Source organism: Paenibacillus physcomitrellae, assembly GCF_002240225.1.
GTDB lineage: Bacteria > Bacillota > Bacilli > Paenibacillales > Paenibacillaceae > Fontibacillus > Fontibacillus physcomitrellae.
Genome location: NZ_CP022584.1, coordinates 809,460 through 833,621 on the forward strand (window position 1 = coordinate 809,460; position 24,162 = coordinate 833,621).

Genomic DNA, 24,162 nt, shown 5'->3' on the forward strand with positions numbered 1-24,162 from the left:
CGGAGGAAGATGTGCCCAGATCCAGATGGACAAGGGAGAATAAGCAGGTCGATCCCTGCTGTATTCGTAACAGGGCTGTTTATGTCCCTATATACAAAAAAATGCCCGGGATGCGTTCAAACGCATGGACCCGGGCATTACATCTTTTTATGAGTGAAAAGCCATTAGATTAGCCGTTCAATTGATTGAAAATTTGCTCGCGTTCTGCAGGTGTAGCCTCCGTAGTCAACTGAGACCAGCCATAGGTCACCTGCTGTTTGCCTTCAGCAAACCCTTTGAAAAGAGCGTCTATAAACTCATCTACCGCAACCCCAGCTGTGTTGGATCCTGGTACGCCAAGATCCGTATTCGTGAGTGGAGGACAGATTTCGATCACCTGTACGCCATGTTTCTCCAATTGCTTGCGGAGGCTCAGCGTGAAGGAGTAGATGGCGGCTTTAGTCGCCGAATAGATAGGCGTTACGGCCAGCGGTACATGGGACAGGCCTGAAGTAATGTTCATGATCGCCGCATTGTCCTTACCTTTAAAATATTCAGCAAACAGCATCGACAAATGAATCGGCGCTTCCACATTGGTTGCAATCTCAGCGGCCGTATCTTTCCAAGGCTCGTTCACCGGAAGGTCCAGATAGCGCATCACACCGGCGTTATTAATCAGAACATTGACGTTCGGATGATCCTTGGTCACTTGTTCGAAGAGCTTTATGCGTCCTTCTTCTTCCGAAACGTCAAACTGATAAGTATGAAGCTGCGGATTTTGGGCTTTCGCTTCTTCCAGTCTGTCCGCTCTTCTGCCGCAAATGATGACGCTGCTGCCTGCTTCTATAAATCTTTCGGCCATCGCCAGTCCAATACCGGTCGCGCCCCCTGTAATAAGAATCGTGTTCGCATCTAATTTCATGTTCATGCTCCTTTGGATAAATTGATTTCGTCGGGGTCTTCCCATAAACTAGTTTATATAGGATTGAACAGGCCAAGAAGGTGGATGGTTATACTGGTATTGCCACTCCCCCCTTTAGCGACAGGCAGGAGGACTTATAACTTGGAAAATAAAGAGAGCAACCGAAATTGGGAGCTGGCCCATTTCCTCCGCAGCCGGCGGGAACGAATTACACCTGGGCAAGCCGGGCTTCCGGAAGGCGGACGCAGACGTACACCGGGCCTTAGACGCGGAGAAGTCGCCAGTCTAGCCGGCGTCAGTCTGGAATGGTACACCTTTCTGGAGCAGGGACGGCCGATCCATGTGTCTACAGAGGTGCTGGAAAGCTTGGCCATTGCTCTCCAATTGGATGATAAAGAACGAAAACATATGTTTCTGCTCGCACATCGTCAGCCGCCGCCGGTGAAGCAAATCCCGCAAAGCAAAGTCAGCCCCGTGCTGCAGCGCTTTCTGGATGGGCTCGAAACCAGCCCCGCCTGCGTGATGGACGCCAGAATGAACATCGTAGCCTGGAATGCTGCTATGTATATTTTGTATGAAGGATTAGATCAATTCTCAGAAAGAGAACGGAATCTGTTATGGTCGACTTTTATTTCTCAGGATTTCCGGCAGATGAAGCAGGAGCAATGGGAGGATCATGCGCGGCGTACGGTAGCCCAATTCCGGACCGAATATGCCCGCCATGTGGATGATCCGTGGTGGCGCGAGCAGGTGGCGGCTTTGTCCGAGGCAAGCGAAGAATTCAGACGTTATTGGGAACTTCATGATGTATTGGAATATTCCTATGCTCATAAAATCATGCATCACCCGCTGCTTGGCGAGCTGGCTTTTGATTACGTCACATTCCAGCCATCCGATGCTCCGGATCTGCAAGTCTCCATTCACATTCCGCTGGAGGATGGAACGACGGAAGAGAAAATCAAACAATTTCTGAAGGAAAGACGCTCCTGAGGAGCGTCTCAGGCTGTCGAGAAAGTCTCGACAGCCTTCTTTATGTGTATTTATTTTAAGACGACACCGCGTTAATGTTGTATAATATAGATAACTACTCATGAACGGAAGGTGTTTTGGAATGCTGAGATCTAACCGGGAAAAACAACAAAGCTATGAATTCGTATCGATCGAGGAGTTGGTTCCGCAGGATCATTTGCTTCGGAAAGTGGATAAATATATCAACTTCTCCTTTATTGAGGACAAGGTTCGTCCTCTGTATTCCGCAGATAATGGGCGGCCGGCCATCGATCCGGTTGTTCTATTTAAGATGATTTTTCTCGGTTATTTTTAACGGCATTCGCTCGGAACGCCAGTTGGAGCACGAGATTCAAACCAATATCGCTTACCGCTGGTTTTTAGGTCTGGGTCTAACCGACAAAGTCCCAGATCACTCCACCATTAGCTGGAATCGGCGGACTCGGTTTAAGGATACCGGCATTTTTCAGGAGATTTTTGACGAGATCGTCCTTCAAGCCATTTCGCACAAAATGGTGGGCGGACGTGTGCTCATTACGGATTCGACTCACGTAAAAGCCAATGCCAACAAGCACCACTATACCAAGCAGGAAGTCCTGCAAAACACGAAAGACTACATAGACGAACTCAATGAGGCTGTGGCGGAGGACCGCAAAGCGCACGGAAAAAAGCTCTAAAAGCACGAGAGGAAGTAAATGAAACCAAAGAAATAAAAGTGAGCACCACCGACCCGGATAGCGGCTATATGATTCGTGACGGCAAGCCGGAAGGGTTCTTTTATCTCGATCACCGGACGGTGGATCTGAAATACAATCTCATTACCGATGTCCATGTCACGCCGGGAAATGTCCATGATTCGGTTCCGTATTTGTCTCGATTAGACCGTCAAAGAGAACGCTTTGGATTTAAGGTTGAAGCTGTAGCCCTGGATTCGGGTTATTTAACAACGCCGATTTGCCGAGGTTTACAGAAGCGAAAGATTTTCGCCGTTATTGCTCACCGAAGATTTCACCCAAAGCAGGGTTTGTTTGCCAAGTGGAAGTTTACCTACGAAGCTGAAAGTGATTCCTACAACTGCCCAGAAAAACACCAACTGACCTACCGAACAACCGACCGGAAGGGTTACCGGCAGTATGCGTCAGATCCGGCGCATTGCAGGACTTGTCCGATGCTTGCCGGATGCAATCATTCCAGGAACCACCGGAAGGTACTGACTCGGTATGTCTGGGAAGACTGCAAAGATGAAGTCCGAAACAACCGGCTAAGCCGAGATGGCAAGCAGCTATACCGAAAACGAAAAGAAACGATTGAGCGAAGCTTCGCGGATGCTAAAGAGCTCCATGGGTTTCGCTATTGCCGTTTGCGCGGACTCTCAAACGTCACAGAACAGGCGTTGATGACGGCCGCCGTGCAGAACATGAAGAAGATAGCGATCCACCTGGATCGCCTGGAAAAGAGGGGGTAACCCCCTCTTTTTTGGGTTTTCATGCAACTACGAATGAAAAAAAGAGAAACCCAACGTCTCAAAGACGTGGGTTTCTCGACACTCTGAGACGCTCCTGAGGAGCGTCTTCTTCTCACCTTTTTTGCCTCGTTATCATTAAATCTGGCGAATCTGGCAGGAACCTGACTCCCTTTCTATTTGCCGGCTGCAATCGTAAATTCCCATGGGATGTTTTCGTTGTTCCAGCCGCGATGCTCATCAAATTTCATTAACTTGAAACCGGCGTCAATTACGGAATTGATAATTTCGCTTAAAGTATAAGATCTAATCGAAACGTCAGGAAAGTCTTGTTGTTCCTGTTCATTGAAATAGTGTTTATAGGCTACATCCCCACTATGTAATTCAGGGTCAAAGCAGCCTTGCTGAATTTGATACTGGATTTTAGCGTCAGGACCCGTAACGAGACATCTTCTCAGGGGATGAAAATCACTGAGCACCAACACCCCATTATCTTTCAGCAATAAAAAAAGAATAGACATGAATCTATAAATATCATGGAAATAATGCAATATTCCGCCTTCCAGGTAAAGCATGTCAAAATCCCCCGCGTACTTCTCCAGGTCTATATCATATATATCCGTTACAACATAATTTATAGAGACATGGGCGGCACACGCCAATTCCAGGGCGTACCTTTTATTTTCCTCTGAGATATCGAATACGGTTACCTCTGCGCCTAACACGGCTAATGGAACGGCTTTTCTTCCATTTGAACCACAAAGATTAGCGATCTTTTTGCCTGCAATATCTTCAAAATAAGTTTTGTGTTTTTTTAGCTTGGCCATGGGACTCTCTAATATTTGTTTGGCCTTATCCTCAGGTGAACCATCGCGCCTGTTCCAAAATTCATAGGCCCGATGTTCCCAGGCCATTTTATTTTTGGCACTTTGTTCATTCATATTAGTACAGCCTCCCCTACTCATAATCATCCTAAAACGAAATCCAGGATACCATTTATCGGAACATCTGGCCATATCCTTTCAGCTTTTATTTCCAGTTGGCCTTCCCCGGATCCTTTTCTCATTGGAAGCGCATAATATTCAACCCTTTGATCCAACTTAAGTAAAATACAAAACCAAGAAATGGATGAATCGATCATGACCACTCCCAAGCCCCTGGATCTTGATCAATTTCTGCAAAACTGCAGCCGTTCCAGCGATTTCTTAACCGTCCCGTTAACGTTTCTTCCTTCCGGTTTTACCTTTCTGTATTACAAAACGCTGATCGACGGGGATAAGCTGACCCAACTTTTGCAGGGGTTGCAGGAAGCCGCTCGGGATCAAGCCATTGAAAAGCTGGAGGACTTGGTGAATATCCTGTCCAGCGACGAGATTGAAATGACAAAGGATAGTGCCCGGGTTCAAGAGGCGCTGCTGAAAGGTTATTTGCTTATCCGCCAGGAGGCGGAGCCCCGCTTTGCCCTTGTCCCGATCCCCGGCAAAAAAGGCATGCGCACCAATAACGAAACGGATATCGAATTCAGCGTAATCGGTCCCAAGGTGGGGTTCGTAGAGGATTTGGAGACCAATCTCCACCTGGTCCGTGCCCAGCTGTGCACGCCTGATCTGATCGTGAAAGAGCTCACCATCGGCAGCGTATCGAAATCCAGGATAGTGATGATGTATATGGAGGGTATAGCCAATCCAGAGAATGTGGCAAAAATGACGAAACGGCTGTCGGCCATTGATTTTGACATCGTGTTTGACACCTCCCAGCTGGACCAGCTCATCTCGGATAATTCCTTTACGCCGTTCCCGCTGTTTACGACAACGGAAAGAAGAGACCGGGTTGTATATGCCCTATCTCAAGGACAGGTGGCCGTGATCAGTGAAGGTTCGCCTTATTTCATCACGGGTCCTTCGTCGTTGTTTGATTTCTTCATTTCTCCCGAGGATTATTATATGCCTTGGCTGCTCGGTTCTTTTTTCCGGGTGATCCGTATATTCGGCGTGATATTCTCGCTGTTTGCCACGGCGCTCTATGTGGCTTTCACGACCTATCATTATGAGGTCATTCCAAAGGAACTGTTAAACCGGATTATTCATTCGAGGCAAAGCGTACCTTTTCCGCCCGTGATCGAAGTCCTCTTCCTGGAGGCCACTGTTGAATTTCTGCGTGAGGCGGGAGCCCGGCTCCCTAGCCGGATCGGCCAGACGCTTGGCATTGTCGGCGGGGTTGTTCTGGGTCAAGCTGCCGTAGAGGCCGCCTTTACCAGCAATATTTTAATTATCATCGTGTCCCTGTCAGCGCTGACTTCATTTGTGACGCCTATCTACAAAATGTCCAATGCCATCCGCTTTTTGAGATTTCCTATCATTATCCTGGCCTCATTGTGGGGGAGTCTTGGCATTGTCATCTGCCTGATTTTCCTGCTGATTCACCTGTCCAGGCTTCGTTCTCTGGGTTACCCGTATACGGTTCCTCTCTTCCCGCTTCGGGTCAAAGATTTGAGGGACAGCTTCATCCGGTCCTCTTACGCCTACATTAATAAGCGGCCAAGTTATGTGAAGCCGGTATCCAGCCAGCGTTATAAAGTCCGCAAACGGAAGCCAACAACCGATTTCGATGAGGAGTGAATAACTTGCTTGGAGAATCTGGCCTTCGGCGGGGAGGACTCGCTGCCCTGATCCTGCTGCTGGTTTCGCTCTGCTCCTGCGGTACGCCAACCGTAATTAACCGGATCAAACTGATTCAGGCAGCAGGTTATGATTTGAAGGGGCAGGAGATTCATGTGAGTGCCCTGGTCGGAGATTACAAGGAGAAAGAGAAAACCACCGTCCAGTTAATGGAGGATGGATCAAGCAACAGCTTCGATATGATTCCGGTACTCAACGGGGAATCCAATGATCCCATTCAATACGGGCAAATGCGCATGATGGTCTTCGGCCAAAACTATGCCAAAAGAGGAATTGGGCCCGTACTGAATATCCTGGCAAGAGACGTTAAAATATCCAGCCGGTTGAAGCTGGCCGTATCCGATTCCACCGCCGTGGAATTGTTAAAAGCCTGCGAAACCACGCAGGAGCCGCTTTACCTGATGCGAATGATCGAACAGAACAGCCGATATGCCAATCTCCCGGTCCAGAATCTTCATACGACCCTTTACAATTATTATGACGAAGGCCGTGATCTCTTCCTCCCCTCTTTCAAGCTGGATGCGGAGCAGCGGCTCCGGGTCGACGGCCTGGCTCTGTTTGATGGAGAAAGATGGATCAGCAAGGTGGGAACCGATCAGGCGTTATGGCTGAAAATACTGATCGAAGACGCCAAAAACGGCTCTTTCGTCATCCCTATGCCCCATTCAAGTGTGCGGGTCGACAAGGTGGCCCTGATCCGGTTTGCCTCCTCAAAAACTGCTTTTAAGGCTTCATCTGTAAACAAACCCTTGGGCTTAAAGGTCAACGTCAAAGGACAAGTCATCGTGAAGAACATTCCCGGCGATCTTAAGCTGGTAAACAAAGGGGAGATCGAGAAGCTTGAGCGCGAGATGGAGCAGTATGTCGCAGACCGCATAGACCGATTTATCCGTTATTGCTGCTCGAAGCATATCGATCCGGCCGGAATCGGCGATTATTTTCGAAGCGTAGACCGAAAGTGGAATCCGAAAGAGTTCTATGCCGCATATCCGTCTCTTACCCCCAAAGTGACCGTACACTTGAAGATCATTCAATGCGGAAGGCAGGATTAAACCGCTGAAGAGAGGAAGATCGCCTTTTATGAATCGTCCTGTTAGCGATAAGTTTACTGTTTCGCCTATTCATATGTTTTTCTTGATCTATGTAAGCCTTGTCGGGATCGGGATGATGAGCTTCCAGCACGACATCGTATCTATTGCCGGGTCCGATGCCTGGATGGCCACCTTGCTGTCCCTCCTTGTCGTATTCGTCCTGATCTGGATGATGTTCCGGATTTTGGAGGTACAGCGTCCTGGCGAAGAACATCTTGCGGCTATTAACCGTCGTTATTTCGGAAAGTTTCTAGGTATGACGCTGAATATCGTCTTTGCCCTGTATTTCGTCATGGGAGCCTTTTACGCGTTCCGATTTTACCTGGAGGTGATCCAGGTGTGGATTTTTCCCCTTATGAATTTATGGCCGATCAGCCTGTTAATTTTAGCCCTGGCCTACTATATGGTAACGGGAGGTTTCCAGACCGTAGCAGCCATTTGTTTTTGGGGAGCTGTCTTTATGCTGATCTTTGTCGTCTCCCAAGTGGTTATGGTCTTTCCTTATTTGCACGGCCGGAATTTGCTTCCCGTCTACGTTCACCAGACAAGTGAATTGATACAAGCGTCGAGGACGATGTCGCAACAATTTCTGGGCTGTGAAATGCTGCTGGTGTTCTATCCTTATATCCAATCCAGGGAAAAATCCCGCAAGTGGGCCTATTGGGCGGTAGCACACTCCGGGTTTGTCTACCTGCTGGTCCTGTTTATCAGCCTCACTTACTTCACTCCCAATCAGATGGAGGAGCTTTTATGGCCCACCCTCAGTATTATTTCAATGATAGAGCTGCCGTTGATGCAGCGGACGGAATACATGGTGTTGACCCTTTGGCTGGTCAAATTGCTGGCGAACATCGGTCTGGCGATATGGGCCTCCTGTCAACTCCTCAAAAAGGATATGAACATCAAACCACGTGTGGGTCTCGGATGGATCATGGGGATTTTTATAGCGTTAATGTTCCTTGTGACCAAACCGAATCAGCTGAAATTGATGTCCGTTCTATATAATCATATAGGCGAATATCTCGTGTTTTTGTTTATTCCATTGCTGTTTATTCTTTCACAGGCGTTAAGGATCTGGAAACCCGGAAACAAGAAATCCACGGCCGACGATCCTTCCACCTGAATGGACTCCAGCGTCCGCCAAGCACTCTATCAGTACCCTTTTAAGCAACTAGTCCGCTGCCTTTAATGCTGCCACAAAACGCCCGGCCCTCTGAAAGCTTTCAATACGCCCGCCGCCAACCGCCGCGCACAAAGCCGCTCCAACGGCCGCTTCCTCCGGAGAAGCGCTGAGCTGCATCGGCATGCCGAATACCTCCTCGGCCTTGGCGCACAAAACAGGATTCGAGCGGAGCGCATTGCCGGATCCGACCAGTCTGCGATAGTTCGCCGGCTTAGCCGCCAGAAGCTTCAGCGCAAAAGCATGCAGTTCTTCCACCATCCCCTTCAGTAAAGCATGGGCCAGGCTGGCCGGCTTAAAGTTATCCAGCGAAATGTTCTCGATGCTCCCGCGGACATTGGGATCGGAGCGTGTGCCCAGAAACCAGGGGCGAACCGACAACCCCTGCTCCTGCTCCGGCGCCTGCCTCATGAGCCGTTCCATCCAGGCATACACCTCATTGGCCTCCAGCGGTTTACCGGTATAAGCTTCTATGACTTCCTGGAAAAACATCTCCAGCAGGGCATAAGCCTTGCCCCCGCTGAGTGCGGCACCGACCATCAGCACGCCGCCGCCCGGATAAGGGCGCGCCTCCATTCCCTCCGGCGCCTGCGTCAATTGCGGTACATAAGCGGACAACTGGCTTCCGGTTCCTATGTTCAGCAGCAGCGTATCCTCTGGATCCGGAACACTGCCGAGGAAGCTGGCCTGATTGTCGCCCAGGGAAGCGTATACCGGGATCCCTTGGCGGGTATGCCCCAGCTTCGTACCTGATGGAACTACACTCGGAAGCATAGCCGTATCCAATCCAGCCATCCGGAGCGCCTCCCGGTCAAAATCTTCTCCTGTCTCCGCCCGGCAATCTCCAAGCTCGGCGCTGTATCCGCCAATGGCTGCGGCCTGAGTCGCATCCATAACAGGCAATCGCCTGCCGGCCAGCTTCGCCGCCACAAAGTCAGCGATCGAACATAGGGCCGCGGCTCCTGCCGGAAGAAGTCCATGATCCGCGTTATAGTCATGCGTGGCAAGTCCGTAACCCGGAGCCACCCGGTATCCGGTCAACTCACTGATCCGCTCGGCGTAAGTCCGGGATTCCCCCGGAACGGTTTGGGCTCCCCGCCCATCCTGCCAGGTATACAGCGGACTGACAGCTTCTCCAAGTTCATTTACGTATACGATGCCGTGCATCTGCCCTGTCAAGCCGATTCCTTCTACTCCAGGGTTCAATTGAAGCAGTTCCTCAAGAATACGCTCGGTTTGTCCATAAATGGCATTCGCGTCCTGCAGCCGCTCCCAATTCTCTTGGCCGTGCAGCGCGGCCGAATCCTGATTGGCCGTAATCCGGTGAACCACCTCCCGTCTGTTCAGGTCATAAATCAAACCGGTAATGGTTGTGGTCCCTATGTCTATTCCAATATAAGCTGGACTCATGTTTTACCCTCCATTTTCATCTATAACTGAATTCTGCAACGAATCTTGTCGCGCAAGGACAAAAGGAAATGAATGCGATTGCATTTTTGAACAAAAGGTGTCTGTTTCTATGGACGCGCTTTCATGAATAACATATACTAGTAATGAATTGAATCGCGAACATGAAGCCTGACGAACGCATATGCAGCTTTGCTCCACAAACCCTGAGGAGGTACGATTCATGAGAATAGCAGTGATCGGCGGAGGACTCGCCGGCTTGACCGCCGCAGCCTACTTGTCGGAACACCCCGACGTGGAAGGCGTTGTGTTTGAACGCAGCCCGCAGCTTGGCGGACGCGCTTTTACGTATCAGAAATCCGGATTCACCCTGAATTACGGCGCTCATGCCGTGTACGGAATCGATCGCAACACCATCTCCCAAATGAAGCAGGAACTTGGCCTGCAATTTGAAAGCAAACAGGTGGATAAACGCCGAGTCGTTTACGCCAAACACAACCAATTGACCCTTGCTCCTCTCGATTTCATGAACATTATGAAGACGAACGTGTTGTCGACGATGGAGAAAGTCCGCTTTGTCGGGGAAGTCGCAGCCATCATTGCCAACATTCATCAATTGAAGAATTATCCGACGCTGGGCGAATATCTGGATCATTCCCATGCGGCCGGCGACGTCAAAGAGCTTTGGGAACATCTCGTCTGCTCGAACTTTTTTATTACGCCGGAGGAAGCCCGCAAGGTGCCGGGCACAGTGATAGCCGAATACTATCATAACCTGTTCCTCTCTTCCAAGCCAGTCAACTACATTCTCGGAAGCTGGGCGGTCATTACCGATCAGCTGCAGCAAAAGATTGAGAACAGCGGCCGTTGGAGCATTTCGGTCAAGGAGCCGGTAGAATCGTTCCGCAAGGAAGGCAGCTCCCTTATTCTGAATACGAAAACCCGTGAGAATCTCGAATTCGACGCGGTTATCTTCGCCATTCCGGTACAGCAAGTCTGCAAAATCATGGAGGAAACGCCTTGGGAAACCTCCTTTGAGCCTTATGCGGACAGCACTTCAACCGAAGTCCTGGTCTATGATGTTGGTTTCTCCAAAGTGGTTGCCCGTCCATTCCATTATATCAGCGATATGGATAACAAAATGTTTATCAGCGACGTTTCTGCCACAGATCACACCGTCGTGCCGGAGAACGGCCAGCTGCTTCAGGGCATTGCTTACCTGAACGACCATTTTGATTCCGATGAGGAACGGAAAGCTTATATGGATAACAAAACCAGCAAAATGGAAGAGCTGTTTGATCAGTTCTATCCGGGCTGGCGGGATTCTCTGGAGGTTAAACGCGTCTCCAAGAAAGCGATGGTATCCAGCGTCAAGAACATTGCTTCCAACCAGCTGCTGCCTAACACGCTGGCCGGTGTTCCTTTCTATTTCTGCGGCGACGGCTGCGTAGGCAAAGGCGAGCTGGCCGAAAGAGCCTTCTCCAGCGCCCGGAATGTTGCCCAATCGCTGCTGGCCGGTTTGAACAAACCGGAAGCTCTGTCTTCTTAACTTCGGACTCGGACAGCATACGTCTTCATTGAAACATGTATCGCTGAATCCAAGCCGTGAGAGATAAGACATTTCCTTACAAAAATACAACAGCCCCGCTAGGACCCTAATGGCATCCTTCGGGGCTGTTTATTTTCCGGAACCGATTCTCAAATTGATTTCCCTGACCTGACGCAAGCGGCATCCTCGCTTTCTTTCCCTTACAAATGGCCGTAATTCCGGCGGCCGGGTAGTGCTGACTTAATGACTTCGGTGGATATCCGGAAACTGCCGGGCATATCCGTGAACGTGACGCCGAAAACCGAGATAACGGGTTCCTTGAAAGGTGAGATTGCCCAGATCACCCTCCGCGGTTTGACCATATTCTTCGCCCTGGACTTCGAATTCAAGCCGGTCCCCGCTTTCTACTTCAAAAGTGATGTAATACCGGGTAACCGATCGGTGGGTATCCAAGTCGCTGCTGTGCCGGTAGCTTACCTCGGTCCTTTTGCTCGTGACCGTAGTTTGCACCGACAATACCGGCTGCCGGTTGTTCCGGACCCACCGGAAAATCCCGCTGCCTGCCGAAATCGCCAAAATGCCTACAATGACAATAAAAAATACGGGAATGACCGAACCCGTCACGTCGAACATTTCCAATCCGGTTAGCATGCCCACTCCCCTCCTTGGCTTCGGAAACGGCGAATTTAACCTGCTTTCCCCGCTTGTTCTAAAATATATGCGGGCCAAACAGAAACTTGATCAACCCGTTGTACAAGAAATGCGGCAGCTCGTCCTTTTCCTACAAAAATAACCTTCCCCCGTCTAATCGCAGGAGAAGGTTATCGGAAAGCTGTAAAGCCGCTGCCGGCTTGCAGATCAAGCATAATATTCCATGAGCAGCTCGCGTGTTTCACCGGCTTCATCGGCTTCTTCAAGCAGGTTCTGGGCCGCCCAGCATTCTTTGCAAATCTCTTCAGTCGTGCATTCATGAGCGTCCGTGCAAGTATAGCAGAATTGAAGCAGGTTTCTGGTTGTTGTACAATCGAACAATTGAGTTTTCATGATCGTTCACTCCCTGGGTTTAGGTTTGTAGGTTGTTGGGGTTCCTCTTTACAAGTTAAATATATCACGGGGCTATCGGAAATTATGTGATTATTTTCACAATATCCAATAAAGAATCAGGACCCATAATCCTGTATCCATCAACTTATTTCCAACCTCATATTTCCCACATCTATATATCCATAAAAATAGCCGGCAACATGCATTAAAGCATCTGCCAGCTAAGTCCACCATCGTGGGTGGACAGCAATCTTGAGGTTCTCTCTTCGCTGTTCTGTACAAGCATCCAGCCGTAATTCGGCGAAACAAATTGAAGTTTGACGACTTCGGGATAATCGTCCAGCGTAGTGGCAAGCTTGCGGTTTTCCGGGAGCGCTCTCCAGGTTTTGCCTTGATCGATCGTGTGGTACAGAAGATAACCCTGCAAGCTCCAGCCTTCCATTTCGTTAACAAAATACGGAGCGAGTCCCGCATTAACACCCGACTGCCAAGGCAGCGGGAAATCGATAAACTGGAACGTAGCCGCCCCGTCTGACGTAAAGTATCCGCTGTATTTAGAAGTGTCTCCTTTGGTGCAGCGAATCGGAATGAGCCCGGTTTGACCGCTTTCATTAAAGAATTGGATCTGCTCGGCCGTATAGCTGTCACACTCTCCAAGATCCTGTTTGCGGAAGAAGGTGTTACTCTGCATCCAGTGCTGGCCGCCATCCTTCGTGGTGTAGAGATCGGGTTTCTTGATTTCCTGAATCAGTGCAAAACCCTGCTGCTCCGTCGTAAAATCCATATCCGCGAAATAACCGTACTGCGGCAGGTTGATCAAAGAACCTGTCTGTCCCGAGCTGACCACTTCATCTTTGGAAGCGACCCAGGTACTGCCCCCGTCATATGTATTATAGACGGACTTCTTCTGGTTGCCCGGCGAAGTGGGACTCACGGAAATCAGCCAACCTCGTTCGGCGGTTGTAAAATAAACACTGCTTGGGCTAGCGTTAGCCGGAAGCGATGAAATTTTCCAATTGAGGCCTCCGTCCTCCGTGTGGAGCAGGATTCCCTCCGTTGAGCCTTGAGCCTTGCGCATAATCCAGCCGTGTCCTTGATCCAGGAAAAACATCTCTTCACCATAACGGACTAATCCCGGGAACTGCACGGTTGCAGCCGGCGAAATATTGGTCCAGGTCCTGCCTTGGTCATTAGTCGTATAAAGCCGCAGCTCCCCCCGGGTAATCCCCCAGGCGATGCCGGTCGTCTCCGTCAATAGATGAAAGTCGGTGAGACGAGTTTGAATCTGGTATTTCTTCTTGCTGGATTCAACCGCAGTATCCTCCGATTTGGCCGTTTCGGGATTCACGACAGTGAGTACCTGGCCGTTCTCCTGATTGTCTTCTTCCTGCAAAGGTGCAGAAACCGATGTGCTTTCTCTGGCTGTACAGGCAGACAACAGCATACAGGCTGCAACCAGAACAATTATCTTGTGCCGCCATTTACTCAATCTGTTCTGCCTCCTTTTCTAAGATTATCATCTATTATTATAAGAAAAAGTTCGGGTGAAGTCCATGTAAGCGCAAACATCCCAATTATAACCGGTCATCATGGGCGAAATTGACGACCAGATGCTCCTCTGGTTTATAAACTGCAAAGGCGTAGCCTTTATTTTTCAGGTAAGCGATGATTTGAGGCAGGGCCTGAACCGTCTGCTTCGTTTCATGCATTAAAATCACATTTAAATTGCCGCGAACCTGCCTTTTAACCTGGCCGATCACCTTCTCGGGATGGTTCTTATAGCTCCAGTCCTCGGAATCCACAGTCCAGTCCCACATCTTGAAGCCGGCATCTACGATGTCATCGCGGAATTTCTTATTGATTTGCGGCGCGCTTCCGTAAGGAGCACGGATCAGATCCACGTCCTGACCGGTTATTTTCTTGAACAAGGCTTGTTCCTGCTGGAATTCTTCGATGAAATTAGCGGAGCTGCCGCTCTTATACAGCTTGTTGTAATCATGGGACATACTGTGAAGTCCGACATAATGACCTGCATCCAGCAGGTGGTTCACCTGCTTAGGATAATGCTTCAAATTCTCACCGATGGCAAAAAAGGTAGCGTGAATGTTATTTTTCGCCAAGATGGCTGCGATCTGATCCGTATAACGGCCTGGTCCATCATCGAAAGTCAAATAGACCGTCTTGGTCTTGATCGACGCGGGAAGCAAAGGCTGTTTGCCAGGTTTCCTATCCGGAGGGCTGGCGGAAATCAGCGGTTCCTTATCCGCTTTAGGCATTGAGCCAGGTTGAGTCGTTGGGTCCGGTTGCAGCGTTGGGACTGGAGTCGCAACGGGTTTATCTGCACCTGAGCTTGCGTCCGTCGCCTGATTGGCCTCTTTCCCATCCGCATCCTTCATATTCGATCCATTCCCTGGCTTGTCGCTGGCTGGTGCCTTGGAAGGATTTTGCCCTTCCGGTTCTGCGCTGCCGCTCTCATGAACGGGTTTGGCCGAGGACGGCTCAGTGGGATTAGCTCCCAAAGTAGTTGCATTTACCGTCTTATTCCCCTTAGCAGTGGAATTTGTACTTGCCGTATATATGGATATAGATGCCAAAACGACAACCGCAGCGGCCAATAAGGTATTTACTTTTCGCAAGGTGATCTTTCTGTTTCTGTTCTTCCCCGGTTTGCTTTGCTTCTCCATCCACACCCTAGCCTCTCTGCAATCAACTCTATCTACTAATAATAGGATAATATAAATAGATAGAGTTGAGCTTACAGAATGGTTAACCCGCGGTTACAAACTCATCATAATTAAATCCTCAGCAAGGAGGATATTGGAATTTAATCATTTAAGATACAATATAAGAAACGGGAAAGGAGTGCTAATGCGACAGTACATAAGGCATATTGCCTGGGAGACAGAATTTCGGCATATTTGGGTAAAATAAGGAGAACAGCTCTCTTGAAATGAAATCAAAGGAGGAATGAACGATGACCAATACAACTCAGCACCCCACACGAGTTGTCGTTATCGGAACAGGTGCGGTTGGGGCTACCACGGCATATACGCTGTTTCTGCGGGAAAGGGTCTCAGAACTTGTACTGATTGATGCGAATCATGAAAAAGCTTTAGGGGAAGCCCTGGACATGAATCACGGACTTCCGTTTGCGGGCGGGGTCAAGCTGTGGGCTGGCGATTACAGCGACTGTAAAGACGCCGATATTATCGTCATTGCCGCAGGCTCTAACCAGCGTCCGGGTGAAACACGGATTGATTTGCTTAAAAGAAATGCGGCGATCTTCGATGACATCATCAGCAATATTGTGAAATACAACGATCACGGCATTATTCTGGTAGCGACAAATCCTGTCGATATTTTATCCTATGTGTCGCTCAAGAAAAGCGGATTCCCTGCCAACCGTGTCATCGGCTCCGGTACACTGCTGGACAGCGCCCGTTTCCGTTATTTGATCGGCCAGAACAAGAAAATCAATCCGCGCAGCATCCATGCCCACATCGTTGGTGAACACGGCGACTCCGAGCTTCCGCTTTGGAGCCTGGCTAATGTGGCCGGGATCGACCTTGAAATCAGCGAGGAGGACAAGGAGGATATTTTTAACCGGACCAAAAACGCCGCGTACGAAATCATCAACGCTAAAGGCTCTACTTCCTACGCCATAGCTTTGGCTTTAGACCGGATCATTGTATCCATTCTGCAAGATGAAGGATCCGTCTTGAACGTCTCAACCCTGCTTAAGGACTACAATGGAGTTTCCGATGTCTACTTAGGTGTCCCTTGTATCGTAGACCGCTCCGGCGTTCGCGAAGTGCTCGACATTGAATTGAACGAAGAAGAGCTTGAACGTTTCCAGGCTTCTGCTCATAAATTGAAAGAACAGATCGCCAGCCTGGAGCTTTAAGCTGCAAGTAGTAAGCTGTGAGCTCTAAATTGTAAGTTGTGAATACAGCAAAAAAGCAAAAGTCCGCCGCCCTGTAGAAGGCAGTGGACTTTTGCTTTTTTGCAGCGGAAGTATCTGGGAAGTATTAAGTGGATAAGCTTAATCGAGGTGGTTAACCACATTAACTAAATTAACTATTCTATGTTAACTACTCTATACTTCATGTCATTAAAATACTCGATATAATAGTTAACATAATTTTATTTACGTAAATAATTAAGAATAAGTTCACTTTAATAAGGATTTGTTCCGTTTAATAAGGGTTTGTTATATTCAGGTTTGTTACGTTTAATAAGGCATTCCGTCGTCCGGTTTCTCTGTTTTCTTGTTGATCAAACGCTCGGCTACTTCCTGGAACGTTTCCGGCTGGAGCAACTCTACCGGTGAAAATCCTTTATCAAATACAAACGAATCGCCTTCCAGAATAACAGCATAACGGCCGTTTAGCTTGGAGAAGTGAATGGTATCGCCAAAGTCAGCCAGCTTGCCTTTAACAACCGTGTCTCCGATCCGGAATTTCAGCTCGATCTCCGGTTTGATCTGTATGATCCGTTCCGCAGCTTCAACCACCTCGGCTGGTTCCCACTTCTCCTGAATGTCCCTCTTCTCGCTCGCCGCCCACAGTTCGATTTCACGTTCTACCTGCTGGCGTTCCTCATGGGTTTCGTCCGGCCACTTGGTTTCGACAAACTGCTGGACATAACCCATCACATGATCGTTCACCATTTCCGGAATCGACTGCTCATAAGTGACAAACTTCAGGAAGTCTTCAAAATACCGGGCATGTGAGGTTTGATGTATCTTCAGCTCCCAGTCGTCAACCATGCCTTCCTCCAGCATATAAGGGTACATGATCGATTTCATACTGCGGGCGCTGATCGCCATTTCGACCTGGTTGACCAGACTGCGCTCATCCGAAATGCGCGCGATCTTTTGTTCAAAGTCGCATTTCAGCAGAAAAATAAACGGGTCCTCCGAATAATTCTCGAGAGTGGCCTGCACAGCTATCAGAGCGCCGCCCCGGACGGCGCTGGTGTCCAAGTAAGCCCGCACGACATCATCGCAGGCATCTTGAAATTCCTGTTTGTCCGATGCCGCACGCATACGCGCAAACATATTAAAATTGGGGTTGCTGTCGAGACCATATTCCGGCTCCACAATAAAACGGCCGATTTTGGTCGGCGCGTGCTCGGCGGATGGATTTTTCTCCACCTTTCGTTTGGCGATCCGGTTAAATTCCCCGCTCAGAAAGCGCTGAATTTCGCTGTCGATGTACTCTTCTCCGTCCAGCGTCTGAAAATGTTTATACGATAAGTTCGTGTTATTTGTACTGCTGCTCTCTTGACCTTCCGCTTGAATCACAAAAAATGACAGCATTTGAACCATAAACTTCATGCAGGTAGACTCCTCTTCTAATCTGGTGTGCTATTTATATTTAATAGGATAAATAATTAATACTATTAATAAATATAAAATAACTTTATTACCATTTTAATCCACGACAATTTTTAACGATCTTCAAAGATCCTCAAAGATCTTTAAAGATCTTCAATAACCTTTGATAATCCACAATTAATCTCGTTTAGATCTTCTCTTTTTGAATTTTGATCCTCGTTTTAGGTCTTCGTTTCAGATCTTTCCGAATTCCACTTCTGTTCTTCTCTTTCCCAAATAAGTTTACATAATTCAAATGATGTAAACTTAAAACAAACTCATATCGGAATCCGCAGCTCAAGTTTGGCCATCGCTTCTTCTTTCTCACGGCTGGTAATATGAGTATATACCGTTGTGGTCTGGATTGAGGAGTGTCCCAACAGCTCCTGAACTGTCCGGAGATCCGCGCCGCGCCGCAGCAGCATCGTGGCAAAAGAGTGCCGTAGCTTATGGCTGGAATAAGCTATTTTACGGGCTTCCGGCACGCCGGTTTGGAAGCGTTCGAACGTATCGGCCGCGATCTGCTGGATGCAGCGGATGGACAATCTTTTCCCTTTTTGCGAAATAAACATCGCTTCTTCTTTGCTTCTCCAAGGATTTAACCGGCTCTCCAGAGCCGCCTCCAGGAAAGGCAGAACCGCTTCCGGAATCGGGATGACTCTCCATTTCCGCCCTTTGCCCAGGACGCTTAACGTCCTCGCTTCCGGATTATAATCCGACAGATTCAAGGCATTGACCTCTCCAACCCGCAGTCCCATGTACCCCATCAGCAGAAAAATCGCGATATTCCGCGTTTTATATTTTCCGCCAATATGCTGGATGAACCGCTCCAACCCATGCTCGTCCAAAAAGACAGGCAGCCGGTTCTTTTCGGTTTTGGATTTCTTGATCCCGGCTGCCGGATTGCCTTCAAGCACTTCCAGCTCGTTCAGCGCCTTGAAGAAACAATGAACCGATGCATGCTTGCGGTTCCGTGTCGCGTCTGAGACGCCTTTTTCCCGGACGGTCGTCAGATAACTGACCATATGCAGCCTTTTTACCCGCTCAAGCGGCTTGCCGTCCAGGCTGTCCAAAAACTCATAAACATCGCTTAAATAAGATCTCTGGGTGTATTTCGTATATCCGGCATCTTTCATCCAAATCACGAAAGCTTCCAATGCTTCCTCATAGAGTTCCGGTAGTTCTTTCATAAGAAGCAGCTCCTCCTTTCAGGAACAAATCGCTTATCCCATTTAAACGCCAACGGCTCAACAGGCCAGACCAACCCGGCCCCCAAGCAAAGCAAAACCGGCCTTCCAGCCGGCAGCTTCGCTCATGTTTCGCTCATTTCGCGCTTTATTGCTCATAAATGGTATTTATTTATCCATCACATCGGCGGAATCCACGGCATCAGCAGCGTCCGCAGTCACCATTCCTCCATCAGCGCCGCCAACCAAATCCAGCACCCCTATGGCAAGGGCTCCGATTGCAGCTGCTTTGGTCAAATTTTTGGCGCCTTGTTTGAGCAGATCCGAATCCTGATCCTTAATGCCCTGTACGACATCTTTGCCGCTCGTATAAATATAACCGATCCCGTCGGTCACGCCGCGAAGCGTAGTTCCCACTGCGGCTCCCATATCTTGGACACCGGTCTCCAGCTTTTCTTCGTTTCGGCTTATCAAGCCGGTTCCCACATCCCAGACACCGCTTGCTGCGTGCCCCAGAACAAGACCTGTCTTGGCCGTGGCTGCCTCAACTCCGTCTCCAATTTCCTTAACGAGCTTGGCTCCGGTAAGCTCCCCAACCACTCTTATGCTGCCGCCGAGCATCAGTCCCGTGATTTCGCCTGCGGTTACTCCTGCTTTCTTCAGCCACCCCATAATCGCTGCCTCCTCTATTTAATCCATAAGCTGGCCGTACGCGGCGTGGAAGCTCTATAAGCCATCTCTCCGCCCATCTGCCGGATTCGTTCTTTGGCCAGCTTTCGGTAGGTGATCGTCACTTCAAACGATTCGGAAAAAGGACTCGGCTTCACCTCAACCCGCTCTTTCTCCGTCCAATAAGCCGTCAGCGGCTTTGCCGCCTTCGGATTTAGAAACTCCGTATGAGCGAACCCGTCCCGAAACCAGGGATGCTCCGCCTCTTTGTCAGTTCCAGGCTCATTCATACTTACATATAAGGAAAGGTCATCGCACAGCTGAAGCAAGCGGAAATGCCTTAATACGGCGGGGTCATTCTTCTCAATCGCCAGCTTGCGCCTAAGCCGCTCCTGTCTTTTCTCTTCCCAGCTCACAAATTGCTGCCACAGCTTCTCATGCGCCTGCTGTGTAAAAGATAAAAAATGCAGACTGCAGATCAATCCCGCATAAGGACTCATTTCCTCAACCTCATCCAAACCTTGCTTGTAAGCCTCAAGCTTGGGTTCAAGCGGATAATCATCAAACGTGTAAGGTCTGCCCATCGCATCATTCCAAAGCGGTTTCTTGTCCAAAGCGATCCAGCCGCGGTCATGCTCGTAAACGGCCGTAATCAGATCGTCAGCATAAGGGTCATCGGGGTGTAACACATCCGACCTCAGCTGTTTGGCAAACTCTCCGGCTAACCTTCCGTGTTCGTGCTGTTCGATCATCACCAAACCCATATCATGTTCACGAACGATCATAAACGGCTGCTCCTTTGTATAAAATAGAAGATATGTAAAATTTCCAGGAATAGGCTATCTTCAGCTGTATTCACCGTTTATTTTAACACATATTGACCCGGATTCCGATTTTTAAATGGCTCAGAATCGAAATTGCGTATAATTTATGTTATACGCAGTTTTTTTGGCATAAGAAAAAGGAGGTCCGCATACGGACACTCCTTGGTTTGGACCGGCAGGCTAATCGCCGTAAACTACATCTTCGGCCCCTCTCAGGCGTATTTTCTCTTCATCCAAAGCTTCGTTGACCAAATCGACGCCTTGTCCGCCTTCGGCACTTTCGGCAGCTTCCATTACAGCTTCTTCCGTATGGGCCAGGCGATTCTCTGCCTGCTCCAGCATCTGCTCGGTAGGATGGCTCAACGCCTGCGAAACCGCGTTATGCAATTTGTTCACGGCAATTTGGGCCCGGGCAATCGAATTATTTTCGTGCAAACTGGAATCATAATCTTTCGTCAATGAGTAAACGCTCCTTTCAATTGGAACTATTGTCTGTCATTAGGTTGCATGAGAAAGGCATTTCTTATTCATACCAGCAGCAGACACAACCCAGCTCCGTTTAACTCCATGCCAGCAGTTCTCCCCCGGCTGCTCCTGCCAGAACAATCACCCAGGGAGGCAGCTTCCAGAACGTCAACATCAGAAATAAAGCGGCGGCCAGCACCAGATCATAAGGAACAATAATTGCTGTCGTAAACACCGGATGATATAAAGCGGCCAGCAAAATGCCGACAACGGCAGCGTTTACGCCGATTAAAGCGCCCTGCACTCTCCGATTGCGGCGCAGCACGCTCCAAAAAGGCAGCACACCGACCACCAGCAGGAAAGCAGGCAGAAAGATGGCGAGTATCGCCCAAGCAGCCCCGGCAGTTCCATGGATCAAGGCACCCAAATAAGCGGCAAAAGTAAACAAGGGGCCGGGAACCGCCTGCGCGGCTCCATATCCGGCCAGGAACTCGTTTTGGCTGAGCCAGCCGCTTGGGACGACCTCCCTTTCGAGCAGCGGCAGCACAACATGTCCGCCTCCGAACACTAACGAGCCCGACCGGTAGAAGCTGTCGAACATAGCCAGCCAAATATTGGCCGACTGTTCCCTCAGCAGCGGAAGAGCGACCAGCAGCACAAGGAATAGAACTAGACAAATCACAGCGGTTCTGCGGCTGACGGGCACAGGGAGCTCTGAGGGGTCTCCCGCCGTCTCCTTCCGGAACAACAGGACACCGATAAATGCGGAGGCCACAATCAGCAGAACCTGGCTGAAGGCCGTTTGCCAAATTAAAGTCACGCCAAGCGCGAGCACTGCAAGGGTCGCTTTGCTGCGGTTATTGGCCAGCTTCTGGCCCATGCCCAGTACGGCTTGGAGGACTATGACGACAGCTACGATTTTTAAGCCGTGGATCCAGCCCGCAGTTCCCAGATCGAAACCTTTAAACAAATAAGCAAAAAGCACAAGCGCGATCACCGAGGGCAGCGTAAATCCCAGCCAGGCCACCAGTCCCCCCAGCAGTCCGGAGCGGATGATGCCGATTCCAATGCCGGCCTGGCTGCTCGCCGGACCCGGAAGCAGCTGGCATAAGGCGATCAGATCGGCATAACTTCGTTCATCGAGCCATTTTCTACGCCTGACATATTCATTGTGGAAATACCCTAAATGGGCTATCGGACCGCCAAAAGAGGTCAGTCCGAGCTTAAAAGACACCTTCCACACTTCGCCTAATGCGGACAGCTTGCTGCTTGGCCTGTCACCAGCCGTTTCTTGATCCTGTTCTTGCACCAATCCCTGCTTGTCTTTCACGGTTCGCTCATGCCTCCCGGAGATTTAATCCATAATTTCGAGAAATCCAGAAATCCGAAGCTTGTTGTCTGCAACCCCTGCAGCCCTTGATCGTAGAAAGCTTTCTTGTTCATATGACAGCCGTAGAGCAGCCAGTCCCGATCTCTGAACAGCTGTTCCACCCGGTCCAGCAAGAGGTGGCGTTCACCTTCCGCATGCTCCATATATCCTGATAGAATGCCTTCAATGGTCGCAATTTGCTCAGCCGTCATGAAGAGAGAAATGGAATTGTGGCCGCTTAGGAAAAAGTTGATCATGCCCCACTCCCAATCCTCTTCGATCGACTCTTCCGCCAAAATCAGTTCGGCTTTATTCAGCAGTGAAGCGAAGTCCATATCCTTGTACGGCACGAAGGAAATCGGAATGCCTAGACTATCGCAGCGGCGGCGGATCCATGCAGCTTCCTCTTCTTCCTCTTTCATGTTTTTGAAAGCCAAACGAATCTCTTGACCTTCATAGCCACTCGCCTTAAGCAGCTCTCGGGCTTCATCCAAGGAGTCACGGCTGAACTGCTCGTGTTTGCTCTTCCAGGGCAGGAAACTTGCCGCAGGAGAAAGCCTGCTCCCTCCCAGCTCCTCCAATAATACTTCAGGATTGTAAACACAGCGTAAAACCTGACGAAAAGCAGCCAGATGCTGCGGCCCCTCTTTGTTAAAATTAAACAGTAGATATTTGCAGCCTGCCGCCCGATATTCCGGACATATTCCCGTTGGCAGAGGCCGGGAAAGGAGCTCTTCGGGGTTATCCGCAGAGCTTACCTGATAATGACGTTCACTGGAGGCCATGTCCGGAAAAAACCAGATGGTCACTTCATCCAGCAGCGGACGGTAACCATAATAATCGTCAAAAGCATGCAGCTGCAAGCTGTCCGGTGTCAGGCTGCCGATCCGGAACGGACCCGTTCCGATCAGACGTTCTTCAGGCTCCGAACCTTCGGGTACTATGCTCATTGGAAAACTGCCGGCCAGATGCAGCATAAACCGGTTAGGACGGCGAAATACAAAACTCAGAGCGTGATCCCCGTGAATTTCGATCCGCTCCAGCTCCTTAAAAGCCCATAAGCCGGGGCTGCCGATCGTTTCAAGTCTCTCCACAGTGAATTTGACATCCCTGGCGGTCAGCACCTTGCCGTTATGGAACTTTACCCCTTTTCTCAAATAAAATGTCCACCGGGTAAAATCCGGATTGGCTTCCCATAAGTGAGACAGTCCGGGTTCAAAGGCCGATCCTTGTGACCCGCTCACTTCATAACGAACAAGCGTGCTGCAGACTTGTCCCAATATGTAGGCTTCAAATGCTGTGAATACAAACGCAGGATCCAGGCTGCCGGGCGCCCGGTAGCGGATCATCTGCATGGCATCCGTTCCGCCGGCCGCGGTTCTCTGGCTGCTGATGCCCATTTCCGCATACAGCGCCGCCCACAGCTGCTCTTTCTGTCTCTCGCAGATTTCCGGTCTGCCCAGCAGGTCAATCGCTTCTTTGATATGGCCTTTGGTCAACTCTCTCCTGAACGCACCGGCAAGCACATCATGGCTGCTGCGGATGAATTGAAGTTTCGATTTATGCCCTCTTCCCCGTCCTGCTTCCCACCGGATATAGCCAAGCTCCTCCAAACGCCGGAGGATAATTTTGACGTTCCGGGAGGTGCAATTCCATACACCCGCCAGCTGTTCTATGGTAACGGAAACCGGATAGGAACCGGATATGGATTCGGAACCAGGCTCTAACTCATATGCAGAAGTGGGTTTGGCTCCAGTTACGGGGAAGATTGTCGGCTCATTTCCCAAATAGCTGGCTATCTTTATAAAATGTTCTTCATAGGGCTCCATTTGTCCGCCCCTCCTCTTCCTATATGTCGGACTTACCCATTCAAAAGGTGAAAAATGATATCTCCTCTTTGCACTTTTACTTCCCCTTTTATGCGATACAATTATAAAGGAAATAGAAGAGA

The 24,162-nt window shown here is 49.5% G+C and carries 20 protein-coding genes and 1 pseudogene; 7 read left to right on the plus strand and 14 right to left on the minus strand.

The window, feature by feature from the left end; translation table 11 throughout:
- Positions 1-169: 169 nt before the first annotated feature.
- The gene (locus tag CBE73_RS03655; protein ID WP_094093042.1) at positions 170-901 is read right to left on the minus strand and encodes an SDR family oxidoreductase; all 732 of its coding nucleotides are present in this window, start codon (positions 899-901) and stop codon (positions 170-172) included.
- A 141-nt stretch (positions 902-1,042) separates the two neighbouring features.
- Between CBE73_RS03655 and CBE73_RS03660 the strand changes: the two genes are divergently transcribed.
- Both CBE73_RS03660 and CBE73_RS03665 read left to right on the plus strand, forming a co-directional pair.
- Complete coding sequence (locus CBE73_RS03660) at positions 1,043-1,891, plus strand: helix-turn-helix transcriptional regulator (protein WP_229752503.1); 849 nt, start codon at positions 1,043-1,045, stop codon at positions 1,889-1,891.
- A 121-nt stretch (positions 1,892-2,012) separates the two neighbouring features.
- A pseudogene (locus CBE73_RS03665) lies at positions 2,013-3,374 on the plus strand (IS1182 family transposase).
- A gap of 173 nt (positions 3,375-3,547) precedes the next feature.
- Here the strand turns inward: CBE73_RS03665 and CBE73_RS03670 are convergent.
- Entirely contained in the window at positions 3,548-4,312 is a 765-nt protein-coding gene (locus tag CBE73_RS03670) for a class I SAM-dependent methyltransferase (protein WP_094093044.1), read from the minus strand.
- A gap of 198 nt (positions 4,313-4,510) precedes the next feature.
- On the opposite strand from CBE73_RS03670, the gene CBE73_RS03675 reads away from it, so the two are divergent.
- Genes CBE73_RS03675 through CBE73_RS03685 form a run of 3 tightly spaced genes read left to right on the plus strand, consistent with a single transcriptional unit; the run spans position 4,511 to position 8,263 of the window.
- On the plus strand, positions 4,511-5,989 hold the full coding sequence (locus CBE73_RS03675) for a spore germination protein (protein WP_094093045.1): 1,479 nt from the start codon (positions 4,511-4,513) through the stop codon (positions 5,987-5,989).
- 5 nt (positions 5,990-5,994) lie between these two features.
- Positions 5,995-7,101 (plus strand): Ger(x)C family spore germination protein, encoded by a 1,107-nt coding sequence (locus tag CBE73_RS03680; protein WP_157739394.1) that lies wholly within the window; start codon positions 5,995-5,997, stop codon positions 7,099-7,101.
- Between the two features lie 28 nt (positions 7,102-7,129).
- Positions 7,130-8,263, plus strand: coding sequence for a GerAB/ArcD/ProY family transporter (locus tag CBE73_RS03685; RefSeq protein ID WP_094093047.1), 1,134 nt, complete (start codon positions 7,130-7,132; stop codon positions 8,261-8,263).
- Positions 8,264-8,311: 48 nt separating this feature from the next.
- On the opposite strand, the gene CBE73_RS03690 is transcribed toward CBE73_RS03685, so the two are convergent.
- Positions 8,312-9,730: a sedoheptulokinase gene (locus CBE73_RS03690; RefSeq protein WP_094093048.1), complete on the minus strand. Its 1,419-nt coding sequence runs from the start codon at positions 9,728-9,730 to the stop codon at positions 8,312-8,314.
- A 220-nt stretch (positions 9,731-9,950) separates the two neighbouring features.
- Between CBE73_RS03690 and CBE73_RS03695 the strand changes: the two genes are divergently transcribed.
- A complete protein-coding gene (locus CBE73_RS03695) occupies positions 9,951-11,276 on the plus strand; it encodes an FAD-dependent oxidoreductase (protein WP_094093049.1) in 1,326 nt (441 codons plus the stop codon).
- 240 nt (positions 11,277-11,516) lie between these two features.
- Here the strand turns inward: CBE73_RS03695 and CBE73_RS03700 are convergent, their stop codons facing one another.
- From CBE73_RS03700 to CBE73_RS03715, 4 genes are all read right to left on the minus strand, one after another.
- Positions 11,517-11,927: a DUF2500 domain-containing protein gene (locus tag CBE73_RS03700; protein ID WP_094093050.1), complete on the minus strand. Its 411-nt coding sequence runs from the start codon at positions 11,925-11,927 to the stop codon at positions 11,517-11,519.
- Positions 11,928-12,134: 207 nt separating this feature from the next.
- On the minus strand, positions 12,135-12,320 hold the full coding sequence (locus CBE73_RS03705) for a hypothetical protein (RefSeq protein WP_094093051.1): 186 nt from the start codon (positions 12,318-12,320) through the stop codon (positions 12,135-12,137).
- A gap of 205 nt (positions 12,321-12,525) precedes the next feature.
- Complete coding sequence (locus CBE73_RS03710) at positions 12,526-13,809, minus strand: WD40/YVTN/BNR-like repeat-containing protein (RefSeq protein ID WP_094093052.1); 1,284 nt, start codon at positions 13,807-13,809, stop codon at positions 12,526-12,528.
- A gap of 85 nt (positions 13,810-13,894) precedes the next feature.
- Positions 13,895-14,956: a polysaccharide deacetylase family protein gene (locus tag CBE73_RS03715; RefSeq protein ID WP_174704656.1), complete on the minus strand. Its 1,062-nt coding sequence runs from the start codon at positions 14,954-14,956 to the stop codon at positions 13,895-13,897.
- Between the two features lie 338 nt (positions 14,957-15,294).
- Between CBE73_RS03715 and CBE73_RS03720 the strand changes: the two genes are divergently transcribed.
- Positions 15,295-16,224 carry an L-lactate dehydrogenase gene (locus tag CBE73_RS03720; RefSeq protein ID WP_094093054.1) on the plus strand — a complete coding sequence of 310 codons (930 nt, stop codon included), beginning with the start codon at positions 15,295-15,297 and terminating at the stop codon, positions 16,222-16,224.
- 327 nt (positions 16,225-16,551) lie between these two features.
- Here the strand turns inward: CBE73_RS03720 and CBE73_RS03725 are convergent, their stop codons facing one another.
- From CBE73_RS03725 to CBE73_RS03755, 7 genes are all read right to left on the minus strand, one after another.
- Positions 16,552-17,658 (minus strand): DUF3900 domain-containing protein, encoded by a 1,107-nt coding sequence (locus CBE73_RS03725; RefSeq protein ID WP_094093055.1) that lies wholly within the window; start codon positions 17,656-17,658, stop codon positions 16,552-16,554.
- A 317-nt stretch (positions 17,659-17,975) separates the two neighbouring features.
- Positions 17,976-18,887, minus strand: a complete 912-nt coding sequence (locus CBE73_RS03730) for a tyrosine-type recombinase/integrase (RefSeq protein ID WP_094093056.1) — start codon at positions 18,885-18,887, stop codon at positions 17,976-17,978.
- A gap of 165 nt (positions 18,888-19,052) precedes the next feature.
- Positions 19,053-19,556: a hypothetical protein gene (locus CBE73_RS03735; RefSeq protein ID WP_094093057.1), complete on the minus strand. Its 504-nt coding sequence runs from the start codon at positions 19,554-19,556 to the stop codon at positions 19,053-19,055.
- A 14-nt stretch (positions 19,557-19,570) separates the two neighbouring features.
- The gene (locus CBE73_RS03740; RefSeq protein ID WP_094093058.1) at positions 19,571-20,338 is read right to left on the minus strand and encodes a DUF3891 family protein; all 768 of its coding nucleotides are present in this window, start codon (positions 20,336-20,338) and stop codon (positions 19,571-19,573) included.
- Between the two features lie 219 nt (positions 20,339-20,557).
- Positions 20,558-20,836, minus strand: coding sequence for a hypothetical protein (locus CBE73_RS03745; RefSeq protein WP_094093059.1), 279 nt, complete (start codon positions 20,834-20,836; stop codon positions 20,558-20,560).
- Positions 20,837-20,936: 100 nt separating this feature from the next.
- Positions 20,937-22,103 (minus strand): chromate transporter, encoded by a 1,167-nt coding sequence (locus tag CBE73_RS03750; RefSeq protein ID WP_094096119.1) that lies wholly within the window; start codon positions 22,101-22,103, stop codon positions 20,937-20,939.
- 65 nt (positions 22,104-22,168) lie between these two features.
- Positions 22,169-24,040, minus strand: a complete 1,872-nt coding sequence (locus CBE73_RS03755; protein WP_174704657.1) for an ABC transporter substrate-binding protein — start codon at positions 24,038-24,040, stop codon at positions 22,169-22,171.
- Positions 24,041-24,162 lie beyond the last annotated feature (122 nt).